Raw genomic sequence first — 19361 nt, 5'->3', positions numbered from 1 at the left:
ACGTAGCCTCGCGGCAACGTAAGTTTGTTTTTAAGTTTTGATATTAAGTTTTGTTTTTAAGTTTTGATATTAAGTTTTGTTGTTAAGCTTTAGTTTTTAAGTTTTAATATTCAGTTTTAGTATTCAGTTTTGTTGCTATACGCAATCGCTTATAAACCGAGAATGTTTATAAGCCAGTCGAACGTCTTTTCGCCGTGACTGCCCTTCTTACGTTTCTTACGCGAGCTAGACTTTTTGACCTTCGGCCTCTTTTTTGGCCGATTCGCAATCGCCATAGCTTCCTCGCGCGCAAGATTTTCTCTGCGTACAGCGCTAGTTGCAGCGCTAGTTGCAGCGCTAGTTACTGCGCTACTTGCGTTATCTTTCGCGCTATCTTTCGCACTACTTGCAGCGCTATCCTCTTCCCTATCTTTCGCGCTATCTTCTTCATCTTCCTTCTTTTTCTTCTTAACCGGCAAACCAGCCCACCAAATGTAGCCGCCCACCACGCACAAGCTACCAAAGCAGACCAAAACCCACCACGGGAATCGCGGAACATCAGGCTTCTTGCCACGAAGCGCCTTATCCGCAGCAGGCGTTGGCACAACTCGCTCACCAGTCACCAAAATGCGCTGCGTGTTAATACCGAGAGGCGTGCAAGTAATCAGCGTCACCAAATCCTTGCCAGGCACAGCCGCAATCTTCTTCGTCTCGTCCGGGTTCACAACGATTTTGTCAACTACCTTATAGGTAAGAATCTCGTCGAAAACCTCAATCGTAAAAGTGTCACCCTTAACGATTTCGTCAAGACGCGTGAACATTTCCGCACTAGCAAGACCCCTGTGGCCGGTTATAACCGAGCGCGTGCCCTTTCCTCCAACCGGAAGCGAAGTTCCACGCAAATGGCCGAGGCCCTTAAGCAACGTGGCATCCTCCGTGCCGTGGTAAACCGGCAAATCAAGGTCAATCTTCTTAATACGAAGACGAGCCATAAGGCCATCATCGTTAGCTTTTAACTGATCCCAATAGTCCTGACTAGCATCCGACGTTTCTCCATGCGAAGTTGGAATATTCGTATTCGCTTCGTAAATAGCGCCAGACGAAAGCTTCTGATTGTACTCGCGCGCGCGGCGCAACTGCTCGTGCGGAGCAGGAACCGCATGCGTAATAAGCTTCGCGTACTCAGCCGCAACCTCCGACATGTGATACTGACTCAGCCACATGGAGGCATGCGGATAAATAAGCGACGCAAACGACGCGAGCAACAGCAAAGCGGGGATTATACAGGACTTCGAAAAGCGCCACTTTTTTGCGTTGTTGCGCGAGTTTGGGTGGTTTTCTTTTCTCACGATTTTGTTTTCGACATTCTTGAGTTTTGGCTATGAATTTTGACTGGCGTTTGGCTGGCAGGTTTCTGGAGTGGCTGTGTGAGATAGGAATTACTTATCTCGCAGCGCTCCGCTCTTATACCTTATTTGGACTTAGCGGTTGCGTAGTTGAGTTTAGTTTTTTTACTTACTTTTTCTGCAAAAATAGTATTTATCAACAAGATTATTACTATCGTTCCGCTTTTATATTGCTCGACAAGCAATTCCTATCTCCCACTATTAGTAAAACCGCTAGTGTTTTGTTGTGTGGTAGGAGTGCTTGGTGTGGTGTGTGCAGCAGCATAAATGCTAGTGTTCGTTGATCAACAGGAATCAGCGCCTGCAAAGCACTGGTGCAAAGCTTCATTAGCAAAGTTTGCAAAGCAATGATGCAAAGCTTCTGGAACTTTGACGGAGATTTTCGGCGTTTGCGCCCAGACCTCTTTCGCACATATTCCTCACGGCATAGCCGTTCGGCTGATTTAGCATGTGAAGCATGGTGTGCTTTACATTCCAAATCATGCTTTGACCGAGCTTGAAATCCCATTGATTTCAAGCTCGTTCAAAGCGCGCGAGCATCCCTTATTCAGTGCGAAAACCTCAAATCTCACCACACGAATATCCACACAACTGAATAACTGCACAACTAATCCGCTCAAACCGGTTGCATAGCTTGTTTCGAAACCAAACTGCGCAACCGGCAGAGCAAATCAGCTGAACAATTGTTCAAGCCACTCAGCCAACTAAGTCACTTAGCCAGCCGATCGAGTTTTACTCCTGTTCCTGCTCCTTGCGACGCTTCATCACAATGTAGAAGAACGTGCCAGCGATACCAACAATGCCGCAAACCGTCAAAATCACCAAGCCACGAGCACCAGTCATAGGCAAGTTGGCAAGAATCTTGTCGAGTTCGGTTGCTCTAGCGTTATCAATCTTCAAAGTGTTGTTCGCATCAGTTCCAGCAGTAAGATTCACGCAATGAAGCGTATTATCAAGTTTGAATCCATCTGGAGCTTTAGTTTCAACTGCGCAATAAACGTGCGAAACAGTAGAACCATTACCAACGAAGAAGGAGTCAGAAGCCTTACCTTTATCATCAGTTGCAGCCATTGTACGAACTTTGCCTTCACCACTTACTAAATCAGCGCCAGCTTCAGCAACTGTCTTACCTTTAAGGTCGTCTACCTTCTTACCGTCAGCAGCTTTATACACATCGAAGATTGCACCCTTCAAAGGTTTACCATTGTCCTTCTGATCGTTATCACTCAAGCCGATCTTATCAATGGTGAGTGTAGCGAAATTAGTGGTGTCTTCACCTTCGTGAGGATGATCTGGATCTTTACATGGATTATCCTTAGTTGGAACACAGCCAGGAGTTTTATCTCCTTCACCGGTTGCAACTCCATCTACATCAGTGTTTATAAAGTTCTTAATATTTCCAGGATTAATAACTGTTGTTACAACTGTTGCTGTAAGTTTACCGCCAACTTTGGCAGAAGCCTTAGCTAAACCAGCTTTAGTTAGCTTAACGCGAATCCACTTGACTGTCTTGAGATTGTCAGCAGTAGTTAAGTCATCTACCTTCTTAGGAGATTCGCCAATTGAAGAATATCCTTCAACTTCATAATCGCTTGTCACTAAAGTCTCAGAGGTTTTGCCATCTTTACTAACAACCTTCACATTTTCAACCTTGCTATAATTCAAGAAGTCTGTGTTAATTGGATCAGTGAAGGAAACATTGTTATAGGTTTTGCCACCATCTTTGATAGCGGTGAGCGGGATGGAAATATCCCAACCCATAGTCGTCTTAGTACCGTCAATGAATGGCTTGCTTGGAGCAGCTTGAGCTTTCTTTTCCACCTTGTTGGTGCTGACGTCATTCTTTGGATAAATCTTTAAATTGTAAATCCAAGTGTGAGTCTGCGTATCTGGAAGAGGAACCGTTACAAGGAATGGGTTAACTTGCTTGGTAACCTTAATAGGCTTGCCTTCTTTCATAGGCTTGCTATTAGCCAAGTCTTCCTCAACCAAGTACAAGCCGTATGTTTTGCCAAGGTCGAATTTTGTAGAACCATCATCACCAGTTGCTTGTTCTTTAATGTCAGCAGTGGTCTCAGAAACCTTCAACTTAGCATCAGTCAAAGCCTGAGCAGCAGTTTTATTTTCAGTCTCTAATTTCTCGATGGCTTTCCAACCAGACGTCTGAGACAAATCAATCTTGTTGCCTTTAGAATCAAGAATTGGAGTAAGCTTGAACTTCACGCCAGAAATTGGTTTTTGTTTATCTGGAATAGTCTGCTCTTTACCATTATTCCTAACAGAACCCTCAGGACCTTCATACTTGTAAATGGTAATAGAAGTAGCCTGGTCAGATTTAATATTTGCGGTGTCTTCACCTTGAGCAGGTGTATCCTGTGGATTACCAGCCCACGCGATGGATCCGGCGATGCAGCAGGTGCCAAGTGTGCACGCAGCAGCTAGTACGGCAACAGCGCGCTTTAACTTTGAAGTCTGTAGACGCATATTCCCTCTCTTCAATAAGTAAACGAATCGTCTTACATCTTTATTTAGCCTCAACAGCAAGTTACAAGCTAAACAAAAGGTTATGACATAATGACAATTATGTCATTATGTCATACTTACAATTGCATCGACGACAGCAAATGTGCAAACGCACAGATACGAACGCAGATACAACTGCAACCTTCATTATTTAGCTATTTTTCGCAATGTGCGATAACGCTCAACCATGAGTAAATACAATATTAATCGATATTTAGACGGAAAATCGCGTGCAGTATAACACAGTCAAATGTTTATATCTCTAAGCACCCACCCCCCCCCCGGTACAAGAATCGTTGAAAAATAACGGGTTTTAGGGGTGCCAAATTACTAACTCAGCCGCTTTTTGTGCATTTTAATTTTTTTTCTCAAAAACCAAATCGGCGTGTCGCATTGATTCGCTTTTCGCTTAAGCGAAGCGCGAAAAGCGACCCAATGCGGTAGCGACGACTCAATACTGAAAGCACAGTGTGCTTTCAGTGTCGGAGCGCAAACGATTGTGCTTTCTTTATTTCTTAAGAAAGCGTAATCTGCCGACCAACAATCCAAAAAATGATAATTAATTGCTCTTGCTTGAAGCTGCATTACGCTTTCTTTATATTCATAACAAAAATTCAACCTGTCGAAATTTCCGACAAGTTCGTTTGGAAGACACAAGGCAAGTTGAGCGCTAAATCACAGTGCTAAAACACGTCAACGCGCATTCGACACAAACTCAATCCTACAAGTCGCGTTCAAAGCATTTGCAATACGATTCAAAAGCGCAATAGTCGGATTCCTCGAACCATTTTCCAACCTGCTAATATCCGACTGACTTATACCAGTCTTCTCCGACAGCTCAGCCTGAGTCAAACCAGCCTTTTTCCTAGCCATCACAAGCGACATAGTCAAATCTCTTTCCGACTGAAGAGCATCATACTCCTTCTTGAATTCAGGATCCTTAATAAGCTCATCCGTGAGTTCATGCAAATCATTCATTCGCGTTTCCTGTACTTCACTCGTTCCCTGCCATACTTGCGTTCCCTGCAACTCTTGCTTTTTCATCACAAGCCTATCTTTCTATTAAAATATTCAGCCCTTCTCTGCATAGCTACTAATATTTCATTACGCGGAGTTTTCTGCTGCTTTTTAACAAATCCATTGGTGGCAACAATAATTTTATTAGCATCAAAAAAGTATAAAATACGCACTATGTTGCTACCTAAAATAGTGCGAAGTTCAAAAATATGGTTGCCAACATGCTTACTAAGCGGCTCCCTTGCGTCACTTCCTAACATCTCCAAACGATGCAAATCCGAAACCACCTTTGCTCGCAACTTGACATCCAAACTTTTAATAAACTCACGTACTGGCTTATCACCATCCTTATCACTGTAAAAAATCACATCAAACAATTCCCCAACCCCCTGTTTTATGTTATATATAGCATAATCTCTTGTATACATCTTGTCAAAACAAGCAACCATACGTTACTAACGCAGTCGCCAATCTGCACGCATGTCCCAAAACAACCAAAATCAGCCACTAACGCAGAACACACGCGTTCTCTAATTTGCAGTAATTAAAAAGACGATAGATTTTTATTTCTACCGTCTTGCTTAAAGCTCATACAACTATCTACTTTGTTCTCTGTGTATTAAATTTTCAAATTCTTATTGTTTAACATTCCAGCAAACATTGTATGATACATATCCTTCGACGATTCTTCTATCCTGGTAATACTTGATATTTTATTTCCTGCATCCTTTGATGATGCTCCACAAAGATAAAAGGCCTCATTTTCTGCCCCAAAGTCTATTGCAATATATCTATCATGGTATTTTTTATCAGCTATCTTCAAATTCAAATCTATATTAGGATAGTCTTTTCTAAAATCATCTAAAATATTTTTCGTAAGCATATCTTTATTTCTTACATTATCGCTAAAAACTATGATTTGCATGTTATCTCTTGCAGCCCTTAAGAGTTCCAATGTTTTAAGCCCTATATAATTATCTATAACATAGATGCTTTTCTTTGCTGACTTATATATTTTTGTATAGGCAATATCTGCTTCTATCTTATCTCCATTCAGCAAAAGAAAATGCTTGTAGGTGTTACTATCTATAAAATTATCCATTACCTTTTTCAGATCTTCTTTTGTTGCAAAGGCGCTAATTTTATCATTTATATTTGCTATTTCTTTTGAATGCTGCATTATGTAATTTGTATTTTGACTTGTTTGCAATAACAGTTGCGCCATTTCTTTTGAGCTAAGAAAGTCTCTATTTTCAATAATGAAATCTTTCATCTGCTTAAACATTCGTATTAAAGCCTTACTTTGCTTAACTGCCAGCTCTCCCCTTAATACGGTCATAAGCATATAGATTCCCTGTTCTGTAAAGGCGTAGGGCTTGTATTTAATATTACTGCCTCTACCTTGCGCTTTGTTCAAGGTCGCAAAATGCGACCTTGAAAGTTCAGATACTTGCCCATCGTTCAAGGTGCCAAAATGGTACCTTGAAAGTTCAGATACTTCCTCATCGGTTAATTGGAACATAAAATCGTCATCAAATTTTTCAATATTCCTTTTGACCTGTCTATTAAACATTTTTGTCTCATAACCATAAATTTCAGCTAAATCCGAATCAAGCATAACTTTTTGATTTCTTATATAGTGAATCTTACTTTTAAGCGTAGTTCCATCTATTACAACAATCTCTTTATTCTCTTCTGCCATAATGCCCCCAACATTATCTAAATATCTTTTCCAATCCGCCACGCACTGCGTAACTTTTACTGCGTAACTTTTTTAAATCAACTGCGCCAGTAACAAATAAACAACATCGTGCGTAGATTTATTAGTCTTTGAGCTGAATTAATAGGTATGATGCATCGATGCTCTTGTTCAGCGCTTGAAACCATGCTGATAGTACTAGTATTTGCTGCAATCATACGACTGAGGTTATTCGACTTGACAATAATTTCGCAATCAGATTAACGCATTGTGGATAAAAGGTATTGAGCGCACGAAAAAGGTATTGAACGCACGAAAATAAGTAGTTACGTAAGATTACGCAAGAGACACGCGCGCAGAACACCAACTGCGCCAGTAACAAAAAGGAGCTTCAAGCCCGAAAGCTTGAAGCCCCAATTTATATCAGATTATCGCAATCACTCAGCTTCGTCGCCATAATCGCCCTGACCGCCTTGATCATCAAGGAAGTCATCTGGATTAAAGTCGTCGCCGAGCTTCATGTCGCCAAAATCAATGTTGGAGAAGTCAACATCGCCCATATCGCTCTCACCGAAGTTCGAAGGCGTGCTATCCGCACCACCCAAACCGAAGTTAGGGTAAATGGAGTCGCGCACCTGAGGATCAGGCTCAACGTTAGCGTTGCGGTAACGCGCCAAACCAGTACCAGCTGGGATGAGCTTACCGATAATAACGTTCTCCTTCAAGCCCTTAAGGTCATCTTCCTTCTGGCTCAAGGCGGCCTCAGTAAGCACGCGCGTAGTCTCCTGGAAGGATGCGGCAGAAAGCCAAGAATCCGTAGCCAAAGAAGCCTTGGTAATACCCATAAGCTCTGGTCGACCAGCAGCAGGCTTGCCACCGTTCTTAACAGCAGCCAAGTTTGCCTCGCGGAACTTTGCCTGATCCACAAGCTCACCAGGAAGAAGTTCAGTGTCACCAGAATCAATCACCGTAATACGGCGAAGCATCTGGTGCACAATAACCTCAATGTGCTTGTCGTGAATATCAACGCCCTGAGAACGGTAAACGTTGTGAACTTCTTCCACAATATTCACCTGAGCCGCACGAGGACCAAGGATTCGAAGAATCTTCTTAGGATCCACAGAACCTTCAATCAGCTGCGTACCAACGTCAACATGCTCGCCATCCTTTACCAGCATTGGAGCACGACGCGTCACAGGGTAAACGATTGGCTCAACCGTAGTGTCGTCTGGAGTCAAAGTCACCTGACGGCCGTGGTCGGTATCCTCAACCTTCACAACGCCTGGGAACTCAGCGATTGGAGCCTCGCCCTTAGGAGTACGAGCCTCGAAAAGCTCCGTAACACGAGGAAGACCCTGCGTAATATCGGAAGCCGAAGCAACACCACCAGAGTGGAAGGAACGAAGCGTAAGCTGCGTACCAGGCTCACCAATGGACTGTGCTGCCACAATACCAACAGCCTCACCAACATCCACGAGTCGGCTCGTAGCCAAGGACCAGCCGTAGCACTTTGCGCAAACGCCGCGCTTAGATTCGCAAGTAAGCACAGAACGCGCCTTAACTTCCTCAACGCCATGCGCAACCAAATCACGCAAAACGTCCATAGAAAGCGCATCTCCACACTTTGCCAAAACTGTTGTGCCGTCGGCAGGGTCAATTACGTCTGCAGCAAGCAAGCGCGAGTATGGGCCACCATCAGCAGCCTTAACAAGCGTCAAATTGCCGTTTTCGTCGCGATCAGCAATCTTCATCATAAGACCGCGCTTAGTGCCGCAATCTTCTTCGCGCACGATTACTTCCTGCGAAACGTCCACAAGACGACGAGTCAAGTAGCCAGATTCTGCCGTACGAAGTGCGGTATCTGCCAGACCCTTACGAGCGCCGTGCTGGGAGATGAAGTACTCCAACACGGACAGACCATCGCGGTAGTTTGACTTAACAGGTCGAGGAATAATCTCACCCTTAGGGTTTGCCACGAGGCCTCGCATACCAGCAATCTGGCGAATCTGCATCCAGTTACCACGTGCGCCAGACTGAACCATGATGTTCACGTTATTGTCGTCGTGGAAGTTTTCGCGCATTGCGTCTGCAACCTTGTCGGTGCATTCAGTCCACAAGTTGATCAACTCTTGACGACGCTCTTCATCGGTAAGAAGACCCATATCGTACTGGGAGTTGATTTTTGCAGCCTGATCCTCGTAATCTTGCGCAATTTGCTCGCGATTTGGAGGAAGCACAATGTCGGAGAATGCCATTGTTACGCCAGACCAAGGAGCGCGAGTAAAGCCGAGATCCTTCAAAGCGTCGAGTGTTGCAGCAACTTGAGCTGTAGAATAGCGGGTTGCGATTTCGTCGACGATCTTAGAAAGTACGCCCTTCGGCACCTGCTCGTTTACGAACGGATAGTCGACTGGCAAAGTTCCGTTGAACAAAATGCGTCCGCAAGAAGTTGCAAACAGTACAGTTCCGTCCTTAAAACGCTCTTCGCGCACAACGTCTGGGCTGCCAGGCTCAGGATCAACAACCTTAAGCTCGGAAGGCTCCCAATTCTTTGGCAATACGAAGTCTGAAGGAACGCGAATCAGCACCTTAGCTTGCATGTCAATCTCATGCTTGTCGAGAGCCATTTCAGCTTCAGCAAGCGAGGAGAAGACTCGGCCTTGACCCTTGGCTCCCTCAATTACGGTAGACAAGTAGTAAAGACCCAAAATCATATCCTGAGAAGGCATTGTAACGGTGTGACCGTCTGCTGGCTTCAAGATATTGTCGGAAGCCATCATCAAAGTGCGCGCTTCAGCCTGAGCTTCTGCAGAAAGCGGAAGATGCACTGCCATCTGGTCACCATCGAAGTCTGCGTTGAATGCTGCGCAGGCAAGTGGTGGCAGGTGGATTGCTTTACCTTCAACCAAAATTGGCTCAAATGCCTGAATACCCAAGCGGTGAAGTGTAGGTGCGCGGTTAAGAAGCACAGGATGCTCGGAAATAACTTCCTCGAGCACACCCCAAACTTCGGAGTCACCGCGGTCAACCAAACGCTTTGCGCTCTTCATATTCTGAGCGAAGCCCTGATCTACCAAACGCTTAATAACGAACGGCTTGAAAAGCTCCAATGCCATTGGCTTTGGCAAACCGCACTGATGCATGCGAAGGCTTGGGCCAACGACGATTACGGAACGGCCGGAATAATCAACACGCTTACCGAGCAAGTTCTGGCGGAATCGGCCTTGCTTACCCTTAAGCATGTCGGAAAGCGACTTTAATGGTCGGTTGGATGCGCCGGTTACTGGGCGGCCGCGGCGACCGTTGTCGAAGAGCGAGTCGACTGCTTCCTGAAGCATGCGCTTTTCGTTATTAAGCATGATTTCAGGAGCGCCGAGCTCAATAAGTCGCTTCAAACGGTTGTTACGGTTGATTACGCGACGGTACAAATCGTTCAAATCGGAAGTTGCGAAACGACCACCATCAAGCTGAACCATTGGTCGCAAATCTGGTGGGATTACTGGAATTACGTCCAAAACCATAGCTTCTGGCTTGTTTCCAGTAGTCAAGAATGCGTTTACAACCTTCAGTCGCTTCAAAGCGCGAGCCTTGCGCTGACCGGTTCCGTTGTCAATTTCTGCGCGAAGCTCTTCTGCGGCAGACTTCAAATCGAAGTCCTGCAAACGCTTCTTAATAGCTTCAGCACCCATGCAGCCTTCGAAGTAGTCGCCGTAGCGATCTTCCATCTCGCGCCACAAGTCAACGTCGCCTTCCATGTCTCCTGCACGCAAGCCCTTGAAGCGGTCAAACACGGCGTTCAAACGCTGAATCTGCTCGTCGTAGCGAGTGCGAATAGCAGACATTTCGCGTTCTGCACTAGCGCGCAACTTAGATTTTGCAGCACCCTTACCGTCGCCAGATTCTTCCAGCTCGTGCAAGTCTTCTTCAACTTTCTTTGCGCGCGCTTCGATTTCGTTATCGCGACGCTTGCGAAGATTGCCGATTTCGGTATCGAATTCGTCTTGCAAATCTGGAAGATCTTGATGACGCTGCTCTTCGTCGACTTTCGTAACCATGTAGGCTGCGAAGTAGATTACTTTTTCAAGATCTTTAGGTGCAATGTCGAGCAAGTAGCCCAAACGGCTTGGCACACCTTTGAAGAACCAAATGTGTGTTACCGGAGCTGCAAGCTCAATATGACCCATGCGTTCGCGGCGAACGCGGCTGCGGGTAACTTCCACGCCGCATCGCTCGCACACGATTCCCTTAAAGCGCACGCGCTTATACTTGCCGCACGCGCACTCCCAGTCGCGAGTTGGACCGAAGATCTGCTCACCGAACAGACCGTCCTTCTCTGGCTTTAGGGTACGGTAATTAATGGTTTCTGGCTTCTTTACTTCGCCGTGGCTCCAGCTACGGATATCTTCGGCGGTAGCCAGTCCAATCCTCAGTTTGTCAAATGCGTTGACGTCCAGCACTCTTATCGTCCTGTCTCATGAAATTGTTTTCTAATGTTTCTTAATTTCTTAAAGTGTGTTCGTTACCGAGTCATTTACTGAATCGGTCACCGAATCACTGGTATTCAGGTTCAACAGCAATCTGGTCTTCCTTGGCGGACGAATCTGGTCGAGCGCCAATATTGAAGCCAAGATCGTCGGAAGATGAAACTGGGTCGTCCTCTTCATCCTTCATGTCGATTGCAACGCCTTCAGCGTTCAACACTTCAACATTAAGGGAAAGCGACTGCATTTCCTTAAGCAACACCTTGAAGGATTCAGGAATGCCTGCTGGTGGGAGGTTATCGCCCTTAACAATAGCGCCATACACTCGCACGCGACCGTCGACGTCATCAGACTTCGTGGTCATCATTTCGTGCAATGTGTAAGCAGCACCGTAAGCCTCGAGCGCCCACACTTCCATTTCGCCGAAGCGCTGGCCGCCGAACTGAGCCTTACCACCCAACGGCTGCTGGGTAATCATGGAGTAAGGACCAGTGGAACGAGCGTGAATCTTATCATCAACCAAATGATGCAGCTTCAAAATGTACATGTAGCCCACAGAAATTGGCTTCGGGAATGGCTCGCCAGTGCGACCGTCGAACAAAGTTGCTTTGCCGTCAGAACCAACAAGCTTTTCACCATCGCGATTTGCGAGCGTTGTAGAAAGCAAGCCCTTCAAAGTTTCTGGGCGAACGCCGTCGAATACTGGGGTTGCAACTGGAGTGCATGGATCGCCATGCTCAGCGCCCTGCGGCACGTACTTCTTCCAAGCAGCCTCAAGGTCTGGATCCAAGTTAATATCCCAGCCAGCGTGAGCAATCCAACCCAAGTGAAGCTCGAGCACCTGGCCCAAGTTCATTCGAGAAGGCACGCCCAACGGGTTAAGCATGATGTCAACTGGAGTGCCATCAGCCAAGAATGGCATATCTTCTTCTGGCAAAATGCGGGAAATAACACCCTTGTTGCCGTGGCGGCCGGAAAGCTTATCGCCTTGCGTAATCTTACGATGCTGAGCGATGTAGACGCGAATCATTTGGTTCACGCCGTTTGGAAGCTCGTCGCCGTCGTCTTCAGCGTCTTCACGAGTGATTTCCTTAACTGCAATCACAGTACCGGTTTCACCGTGTGGCACGCGCAAAGAAGTATCGCGCACTTCGCGGCTCTTTTCGCCGAAGATTGCACGAAGCAAACGCTCTTCTGGAGTAAGCTCGGTTTCACCCTTAGGAGTTACCTTACCAACCAAAATGTCGCCGGCTTCAACTTCAGCACCGATGCGAATAATGCCACGCTCGTCGAGATTTGCAATCGCATCTTCGCCAACATTTGGAAGATCGCGAGTAATCTCTTCGGAACCAAGCTTGGTTTCGCGAGCATCGATTTCGTATTCTTCAATATGAATGGAAGAAAGCGTATCGTCTTGCACAAGACGCTGGGAAATAATCACAGCATCCTCGTAGTTGTAACCATTCCAAGGCATGAATGCAACGAGCAAATTCTTACCCAATGCAAGTTCACCCTTTTCGGTTGCAGGACCATCTGCCAAAACAGTACCAGCTTCAACGCGTTCGCCATCTTTAATAAGTGGCACCTGGTTGTAGCAAGTAGTCTGGTTAGAACGCTGGAACTTAGAAAGCTTGTAGCTGGACTGAGTTCCGTCGTCGTTCATAACGCGAATAATATCTGCAGAAACGTAGGTTACAACACCTGGCTTTTCTGCCAAGATTACGTCGCCAGAATCAACTGCTGCACGCCATTCAGAGCCAGTGCCAACAAGTGGTCGCTCGGACTTAATAAGCGGCACAGCCTGACGCTGCATGTTCGTACCCATCAAAGCACGGTGGCCTTCGTCGTGCTCCAAGAATGGAATCAAGGAAGCGCCGAGGGAAACCATCTGGCGTGGGGAAACGTCCATGTAATCTACAGTGCTTACAGGCACATCGACTGCTTCTTCTTCGTCCACGCGGGCAAGTGCCTGAGTGCCAACGAAGTTGCCGTTTTCGTCGAGTTCCTGGTTTGCCTGAGCAATAACGTGCTCAGCTTCGCGGTCTGCAGTCATGTATTCGACTTCGTTAGTTACGTGACCGTTCACAACCTTGCGGTATGGGGTTTCGATGAAGCCGAATGGGTTGATGCGTCCGAAGGTTGCCAAAGAACCGATAAGACCGATGTTTGGACCTTCTGGGGATTCGATTGGGCACATACGTCCGAAGTGGGATGGGTGCACGTCTCGAACTTCCATGGAAGCGCGATCGCGAGAAAGACCACCAGGGCCGAGTGCGGAAAGACGACGCTTGTTCGTAACGCCTGCCAATGGATTGTTTTGATCCATAAACTGGCTGAGCTGGGAAGTTCCGAAGAATTCCTTAATAGTTGCGTTTACTGGGCGAATGTTAATCAAGGACTGTGGAGTAATTGCTTCCGCATCCTGAGTTGTCATACGTTCGCGCACAACGCGCTCCATGCGGCTTAAGCCAGTACGAAGCTGATTCTGCACAAGCTCGCCAACCTGACGAATACGACGGTTGCCGAAATGATCAATATCGTCAACGTCAACGCGCAACTGCACGTCTTGACCATCGCGCTTACCTGGGAAGGTTTTTTCGCCTGCGTGTAAGGTTACCAAATATTTGATAGTGGCGATAATATCTTCGCGGTTCAAGCTGCGATCACTGTAGTCTGCTTCGAGACCAAGCTTGCGGTTGATCTTGTAGCGACCAACTCGCGCCAAATCGTAACGCTTTGTATTGAAGTAGAAGGAGTCGAGAAGATTGCGGCCAGCTTCTGGAGTTGCAGTGTCGGCCGGGCGAATCTTACGATACAAGTCGGTAAGTGCATCGTCTTGCGTATCGATAGGCTCTTTTGCGAGCGCATCCAAAACAAGAGGATATCCTTGGAAAGCTTCGGCAATTTCGTCTTTCGTCATGCCGATTGCCATAAGGAATACGATTGCGGACTGCTTACGCTTGCGGTCTACGCGAACGCCTAAAACGTCGCGCTTGTCGATCTCAAATTCCAACCATGCACCGCGGCTTGGGATAATTTTCGCACCGAAAACATCCTTGTCGGAAGTGCGATCTTGCGCACGGTCGAAGTACACGCCTGGAGAGCGCACAAGCTGAGAAACGATTACTCGCTCGGTTCCGCCAATAATGAAGGTACCGTGAGGAGTTTGAAGTGGGAAATCACCCATGAAAACAGTCTGGCTCTTAATTTCGCCAGTTTCGCCGTTTTCAAACTCAGCGTTCACATAAAGTGGAGCGGAATAGGTGTAATCCTTTTCCTTGCACTCGAGCACAGTGTGGCGTGGTTCTTCAAAGTATGGGTCGGAGAATGTGAGGCTCATTGTCTCAGCAAAGTTCTCGATTGGGGAAATCTCCTGGAAGACTTCGTCAAGACCGGAAACATGAGGCACGGTGTGAGTTCCGTTTGCCTCGTCTTCAGCGACGCGCTTCTTCCAGCGCTCAGAGCCGATCAACCAATCAAAGCTGTCGGTTTGCACGCCGAGGAGGTATGGCACATCAATAGGCTCACAAATGGAGCCAAAATTCACACGATCTGACGCTTTGTGCAGTTTAATATCATGCTCGTCAGCACGTGCGATGACTTTCGTGGTGCTCGTCATAGCTTGTTCAGCAGCCAATGGACGTTCCTTTATCACTCGCTAGTTAATATCAATATTTGAAAACTGAAGAAAATCGCGGCAAATTTGGTGCTTATTTAAGCATATTTTGATTCGCGGGCGCCTTCTTCGGTTCCATGAGCATGCCCGCTATATGACACACCTTACACAGACTGTCTATTCTAGCGAAAGCTCCAGACTTCCTTATTAATAAAAAAGTCTGCTCTAGCGCTTGCAATTTTTTGGATGCTTAATATTCTCTACTTCAGTGGAACGAATATTCGTGTGGTGAGATTTGAGATTTTTCGCACTGAGCAAACAATAAAAAAAATAGATAGCTTCACTCACCCGCAGCTTAATTTTTCGACTCTAGTTGCACTTAGTAAACCACGCACTTTACGTAACTTTCTGCACGAGTCTATGAGTTTTGTGTTGCGGTTTAATGTGTTGAGAGGCTGGAAAAATTGTGTTCAGCAATAAAAGAGGACTGAGGAAGCAACATTGTTAAAAGATAGGCGAACACAATAGAATTCTTTAACAGTTAAAGCGACGAAGGACGGGACTTGCGCAAACACAAATTTTCTAGCCTCGTCAAAACCGAAAAACTAAATCAGTTACAAAACTCATAGACGGAACTCAAGGATCTCACAAACAAAAATCTTACAATAGTAATGTGCAAGTTGCGAGTAAACTAAATACGTTACGATTACGAAGTTACGTAAGGAATACTTAAAAGCTAAGGAATAGCATGAATAACAGCGAGAATACGCAAGAAGCAGCGGCAAAAACCGAAGAGCAAACCGACGCGCACAAAGCCGCCGCAAGCAGCGTAGAGCAAATGTACGAGTACGGCTACCGCAAGTCAAACTATGGCCCTGACGAGCTTGTAACCGACGCTCATGGAAATCCAATTAGCGTTATGGACGCCATGCTCAGCGCCGACGATGCCGCGCGAGCAGAAACGCACACGCCTCATCTTTGCTTCTACTCCCCTCGTATTCCAGGAAATACCGGTTCTGCGATTCGTCTTTGCGCTGTAACTGGCACGATTTTGCACTTGGTTGAACCGCTTGGGTTTAATTTGCACGATACTAAATTGCGTCGCGCAGGCTTGGATTATCACGATATGGCTCACGTTGTTTTGCACCCGAATTTTGAGAATTTAGTTGAGTCGATGCCTAATTCGCGAATTATTGCTTTTACCGCAAATGCTACGAAACTTTACACTGAAATTGAGTACAAGCCGAACGATATTCTGCTTTTTGGTCCAGAACCTGGAGATATTCCGGATCCGATGGATGTTATGGCAGGCCCGCATGTGGCAGAGCAGGTTCGTCTTCCAATGCGACCTTCGCTTCGTAGCTTAAATCTTACAAATTGCGCTTCTATTGCAGTGTACGAAGCGTGGAGACAGCTCGGTTTCGCCGGCGGCAAGTAAGCACATCAAACTATGCATTACAATGGATAATATGTTCACACCATCCGGAATACAGCGCAAAATAAAGCGACAGGTGCAGCGCAAAGCGAGCGCCATATTTAATCGCAGTAAATTGCGTAAATCCGGCAAAAAAATGAGCACGTCGCAGCAAAAAATGTATTTTCGCAGACGCGTTTTTGTGTGTGTAGTGCTTTTTTTGATTGTGTCGCTGGCAATATTTTGCGTCATTAGCTTAGGTAAGGGACTTGCTGCAGTTGGCGGAGCGATTGCAGGGCATGAAGTTGATGTTTCTAGAAAATCCGTGCCTGAGCCGCGCCCGGTTGGTCTCACTCCCCGATGCACTGCGCACGATATTAATATTGAGCTTTCTGTGAAATCTCAAAACGTTCCGATGGGCGGTAGCGTTGAGCTTACTGAGCGTTTTGTATATGAAGGAAATACTTCGTGTCTTATTGATGCTTCCGACATGAATTCTGTGCTGTCTGTAAACAGTAGCGATGCTGTTAGTAAGTCGAATGATGACGCAAAAGATAGCAAAGATAGCAAAAATGGTAAAGATGCAAAAGACTCTAAAGACGCAAATAGCAGCAACTACTTATCCAACGCAGTGTGGCGTTCAGACACTTGCGATACTGCTTTGAAACCGCTTCTTATGGCTAAGGGCGATCATTTTGAAAAGAAGATTACCTGGAATACCAACACGAATGCAGGGAAAGGCTGCACTGCGGACGAGGATTTGCCGAAGGTAGATCGCGGAACTTATGTTCTTAGAGTTGAGCATAAGCGCGTTGCAGGATTGCATAGCGAACCGCTTTTTGTAAACGTGCGATAAGTATTGCATCAAGCATGCGGTAAGCAAAAGCGTATTACAGCTTCACGCAAAACCTCACGCAAAACCTCACGCAAAACCTCACGCAAAACTTCTCTAAAGCTTCGTGTCAGTCTTCGTCCACAGAATTATGCGCTAAATCAAAATCCGCAGAATCTGAAGCGGAATTAAGAATCTCGCGATCGTCACAAACAGGAGCCAAAACCAAATCCTTAACAAGCTCTCGCGTGCGAAGCTGCGAATCTGCATCCAAACCATCGTCAGTAATAACAGTATCAACCTGATCAAAACGCGCAAACAGCGAAAGCGACGTGCAGCTCCACTTAGTGTGATCCGTCAAAATAATCGTGCGGTCAGCAATATCCATTAAAGCCATATCCGTAGCCGCTTCCAAAGAGTTAGGCATAAGGAATCCTCGAGGAAGAGACACAGAGTGCGTTCCAAGAAACACAGTATTCACTCGAAGCGAAGCCACAACTTTATCTGCAATAGGACCAACCAGCGAGTTGGAGCGCGTAATCACACCACCGGTTACAATAACCTCAACATCCTTCGACTCCAACGCCTGCACAAGCTCGGCAACAGGAATCGAATTAGTCAAAATCGTAATTCCAGAAGCCCTACGAGACTCCAGCAAATGCTGAGCAAACACGTAAGCCGTTGTGCCACCGCCAATAGCAATAACATCCCCCGGAGAAACATAGTCCACAGCCAAGCGCGCAATAGCATCCTTCAAACCAATATCCATCTGCGATTTCACAGAAAACAGTGGCTCAGAAAGCAAAGTGTTAGTAGTTACAGCGCCGCCGTGAACTCGCTTCAAAAGCCCTCGATCGGAAAGCTCGGCAATATCCCTGCGAACTGTCATTGCAGAAACATTCAGCTCTTTAGATAGCGCGGTAATACGAACTGCACCACGCGTGCGAAGACGGCTTAAAATCAAATGTTGACGCTGCGAAGAAATCATACGAACATTATCGCACAAGTATACGCAAAAAACAAACGCAATTGAGCGTTTTGGGGCGTAAAAACGAAAAGAACGCACATTTACCCGCATTCAAATCTTATTTTTGTAATAAATCGCACAAAAACGAACGCGCATTAGGGTGGTAAACGCACAAATAATGCCTTAATATATAGATATGCATTACGTTTCTGAAAATTCATTGCACAATGTCGTCAATAAAGCCACGACTGATTTGTTCACTTTCTCCTACAAGCATGTAATAAAACCACATTTTGTGTTCAACATTCCGCCTGACGAAGCTCACGAACGCATGATTGACTTCTGCAAATTCAGCGAAAATACGCCGGGTCTTATGTGGCTTCTTCGAACAATGCTTAACTACACGGATCCTGTTCTTGAAACTAATGTTATGGGATTGGATTTTGCGAACCCGTTCGGCTTAAGCGCTGGATTAGATAAAAACTGCCAAATGGCAACCGTGCTAGACAATGCCGGCTTTGGTTTTGAAACAGTTGGCTCAACTACAAGCCGTCCTTGCGAAGGAAATCAGAAGCCTTGGTATCATCGTCTTCCGCAATACGACTCTATTTTGGTACACGCAGGTTTAGCAAACGACGGCAGCGAAGCGGTTGTTGCACGCGCAGAAAAAGCGTGGACTAAAGCTAAATCAATGAATATGTCTATTTCAATTGCTCGCACAAACGACGATTTAGTTGGCGACTTAAACGAAGGCATTGAAGATTATCACATTTCTATGGAGCGCGCGGCTGGACGTAGCTCGATTATTGAGGTGAATATTTCCTGCCCAAATACTCGCGTAGGTGAACCTTTTAGAGAGCCGGAAGCGCTCGACAAACTTTTTAGCGATCTTGATACTATTAAGCGACCTCAGCCAACGCTTGTTAAAATGCCGCTTAATTTGCCGGGAGGATGGGAGCAGTTTAAGTCGCTTTTAGATGTTCTTGCCGAACATAAGGTTGATGGCGTAAGTATTGCGAACTTGCAGAAGAACCGCTCCGGACTTGACGTTCCAGCAGATTGGCAAGGCGCACTTTCTGGAGGTCCTACCTACCAGGCAAGCAACGAACTTATTAGTCGCACGCGTAAGGCTTTTGGTAATCGTTTTGCTATTGCTGGAATTGGCGGCGTCTTTACACCAAAGCAAGCATACGAGAAGATTCGCTCTGGTGCGGATTTGGTTATGTTTATTACGTCGCTTATGTACAGAGGACCGCAGCAGATTACGACACTAAAGCGCGGACTTGCGGATCTTTTGAAGCGAGACGGATTCGAGCATGTTTCCGACGCTGTTGGAGCAGATTTAGACTAAAAGTGACGGCATAAACTACCCAGTCGCGAGTAGTTTATGCCGTTTTTTTGCGTAATTCCAACCAAAACAGCGCAGC

The 19361-nt window shown here is 46.1% G+C and carries 11 protein-coding genes; 3 read left to right on the top strand and 8 right to left on the bottom strand.

The window, feature by feature from the left end; genetic code table 11:
- Positions 1-149: 149 nt before the first annotated feature.
- The 7 genes from ACLD5M_RS03080 to rpoB form a co-directional block, all read right to left on the bottom strand.
- Positions 150-1328: a class C sortase gene (locus tag ACLD5M_RS03080; RefSeq protein ID WP_410314583.1), complete on the bottom strand. Its 1179-nt coding sequence runs from the start codon at positions 1326-1328 to the stop codon at positions 150-152.
- Positions 1329-2117: 789 nt separating this feature from the next.
- Positions 2118-3869 (bottom strand): SpaH/EbpB family LPXTG-anchored major pilin, encoded by a 1752-nt coding sequence (locus tag ACLD5M_RS03075; protein WP_410314582.1) that lies wholly within the window; start codon positions 3867-3869, stop codon positions 2118-2120.
- 732 nt (positions 3870-4601) lie between these two features.
- The gene (locus ACLD5M_RS03070; RefSeq protein ID WP_410314581.1) at positions 4602-4952 is read right to left on the bottom strand and encodes a helix-turn-helix domain-containing protein; all 351 of its coding nucleotides are present in this window, start codon (positions 4950-4952) and stop codon (positions 4602-4604) included.
- Positions 4952-5374 carry a type II toxin-antitoxin system RelE/ParE family toxin gene (locus tag ACLD5M_RS03065; protein ID WP_410314580.1) on the bottom strand — a complete coding sequence of 141 codons (423 nt, stop codon included), beginning with the start codon at positions 5372-5374 and terminating at the stop codon, positions 4952-4954. Before ACLD5M_RS03065 ends, ACLD5M_RS03070 begins: the two co-directional genes overlap by 1 nt.
- Positions 5375-5544: 170 nt before the next feature.
- Positions 5545-6627: an ORF6N domain-containing protein gene (locus ACLD5M_RS03060; protein ID WP_410314579.1), complete on the bottom strand. Its 1083-nt coding sequence runs from the start codon at positions 6625-6627 to the stop codon at positions 5545-5547.
- Between the two features lie 434 nt (positions 6628-7061).
- A complete protein-coding gene (locus ACLD5M_RS03055) occupies positions 7062-11081 on the bottom strand; it encodes a DNA-directed RNA polymerase subunit beta' (protein WP_004135680.1) in 4020 nt (1339 codons plus the stop codon).
- A gap of 94 nt (positions 11082-11175) precedes the next feature.
- On the bottom strand, positions 11176-14724 hold the full coding sequence (gene rpoB, locus ACLD5M_RS03050) for a DNA-directed RNA polymerase subunit beta (RefSeq protein WP_032841565.1): 3549 nt from the start codon (positions 14722-14724) through the stop codon (positions 11176-11178).
- Between the two features lie 745 nt (positions 14725-15469).
- On the opposite strand from rpoB, the gene ACLD5M_RS03045 reads away from it, so the two are divergent.
- Together ACLD5M_RS03045 and ACLD5M_RS03040 are read left to right on the top strand one after the other, a co-directional pair.
- Complete coding sequence (locus ACLD5M_RS03045; protein ID WP_410314578.1) at positions 15470-16159, top strand: tRNA (cytidine(34)-2'-O)-methyltransferase; 690 nt, start codon at positions 15470-15472, stop codon at positions 16157-16159.
- A gap of 31 nt (positions 16160-16190) precedes the next feature.
- Positions 16191-16991: a peptide ABC transporter permease gene (locus ACLD5M_RS03040; RefSeq protein ID WP_410314637.1), complete on the top strand. Its 801-nt coding sequence runs from the start codon at positions 16191-16193 to the stop codon at positions 16989-16991.
- A 106-nt stretch (positions 16992-17097) separates the two neighbouring features.
- Here the strand turns inward: ACLD5M_RS03040 and ACLD5M_RS03035 are convergent, their stop codons facing one another.
- Positions 17098-17955: a DeoR/GlpR family DNA-binding transcription regulator gene (locus ACLD5M_RS03035; protein ID WP_308581680.1), complete on the bottom strand. Its 858-nt coding sequence runs from the start codon at positions 17953-17955 to the stop codon at positions 17098-17100.
- 175 nt (positions 17956-18130) lie between these two features.
- On the opposite strand from ACLD5M_RS03035, the gene ACLD5M_RS03030 reads away from it, so the two are divergent.
- A complete protein-coding gene (locus ACLD5M_RS03030) occupies positions 18131-19285 on the top strand; it encodes a quinone-dependent dihydroorotate dehydrogenase (RefSeq protein ID WP_410314577.1) in 1155 nt (384 codons plus the stop codon).
- Positions 19286-19361: the final 76 nt, after the last annotated feature.

Origin of the sequence: Gardnerella sp. Marseille-Q9185 (assembly GCF_046508745.1) — a bacterium.
GTDB lineage: Bacteria > Actinomycetota > Actinomycetes > Actinomycetales > Bifidobacteriaceae > Bifidobacterium > Bifidobacterium greenwoodii.
Note: the sequence above shows the minus strand (reverse complement) of the source record. Positions and strands in the feature narration are given on the sequence as shown.

Excerpts from the sequence above, each read along its gene's own strand:
- rpoB (WP_032841565.1), bottom strand. The coding sequence starts at position 14,724 with ATGACGAGCACCACGAAAGTCATCGCACGTGCTGACGAGCATGATATT.
- ACLD5M_RS03075 (WP_410314582.1), bottom strand. The coding sequence starts at position 3,869 with ATGCGTCTACAGACTTCAAAGTTAAAGCGCGCTGTTGCCGTACTAGCT.
- ACLD5M_RS03060 (WP_410314579.1), bottom strand. The coding sequence starts at position 6,627 with ATGGCAGAAGAGAATAAAGAGATTGTTGTAATAGATGGAACTACGCTT.
- ACLD5M_RS03040 (WP_410314637.1), top strand. The coding sequence starts at position 16,191 with ATGTTCACACCATCCGGAATACAGCGCAAAATAAAGCGACAGGTGCAG.
- ACLD5M_RS03030 (WP_410314577.1), top strand. The coding sequence starts at position 18,131 with ATGCATTACGTTTCTGAAAATTCATTGCACAATGTCGTCAATAAAGCC.
- ACLD5M_RS03035 (WP_308581680.1), bottom strand. The coding sequence starts at position 17,955 with ATGATTTCTTCGCAGCGTCAACATTTGATTTTAAGCCGTCTTCGCACG.
- ACLD5M_RS03070 (WP_410314581.1), bottom strand. The coding sequence starts at position 4,952 with ATGAAAAAGCAAGAGTTGCAGGGAACGCAAGTATGGCAGGGAACGAGT.
- ACLD5M_RS03045 (WP_410314578.1), top strand. The coding sequence starts at position 15,470 with ATGAATAACAGCGAGAATACGCAAGAAGCAGCGGCAAAAACCGAAGAG.
- ACLD5M_RS03065 (WP_410314580.1), bottom strand. The coding sequence starts at position 5,374 with ATGGTTGCTTGTTTTGACAAGATGTATACAAGAGATTATGCTATATAT.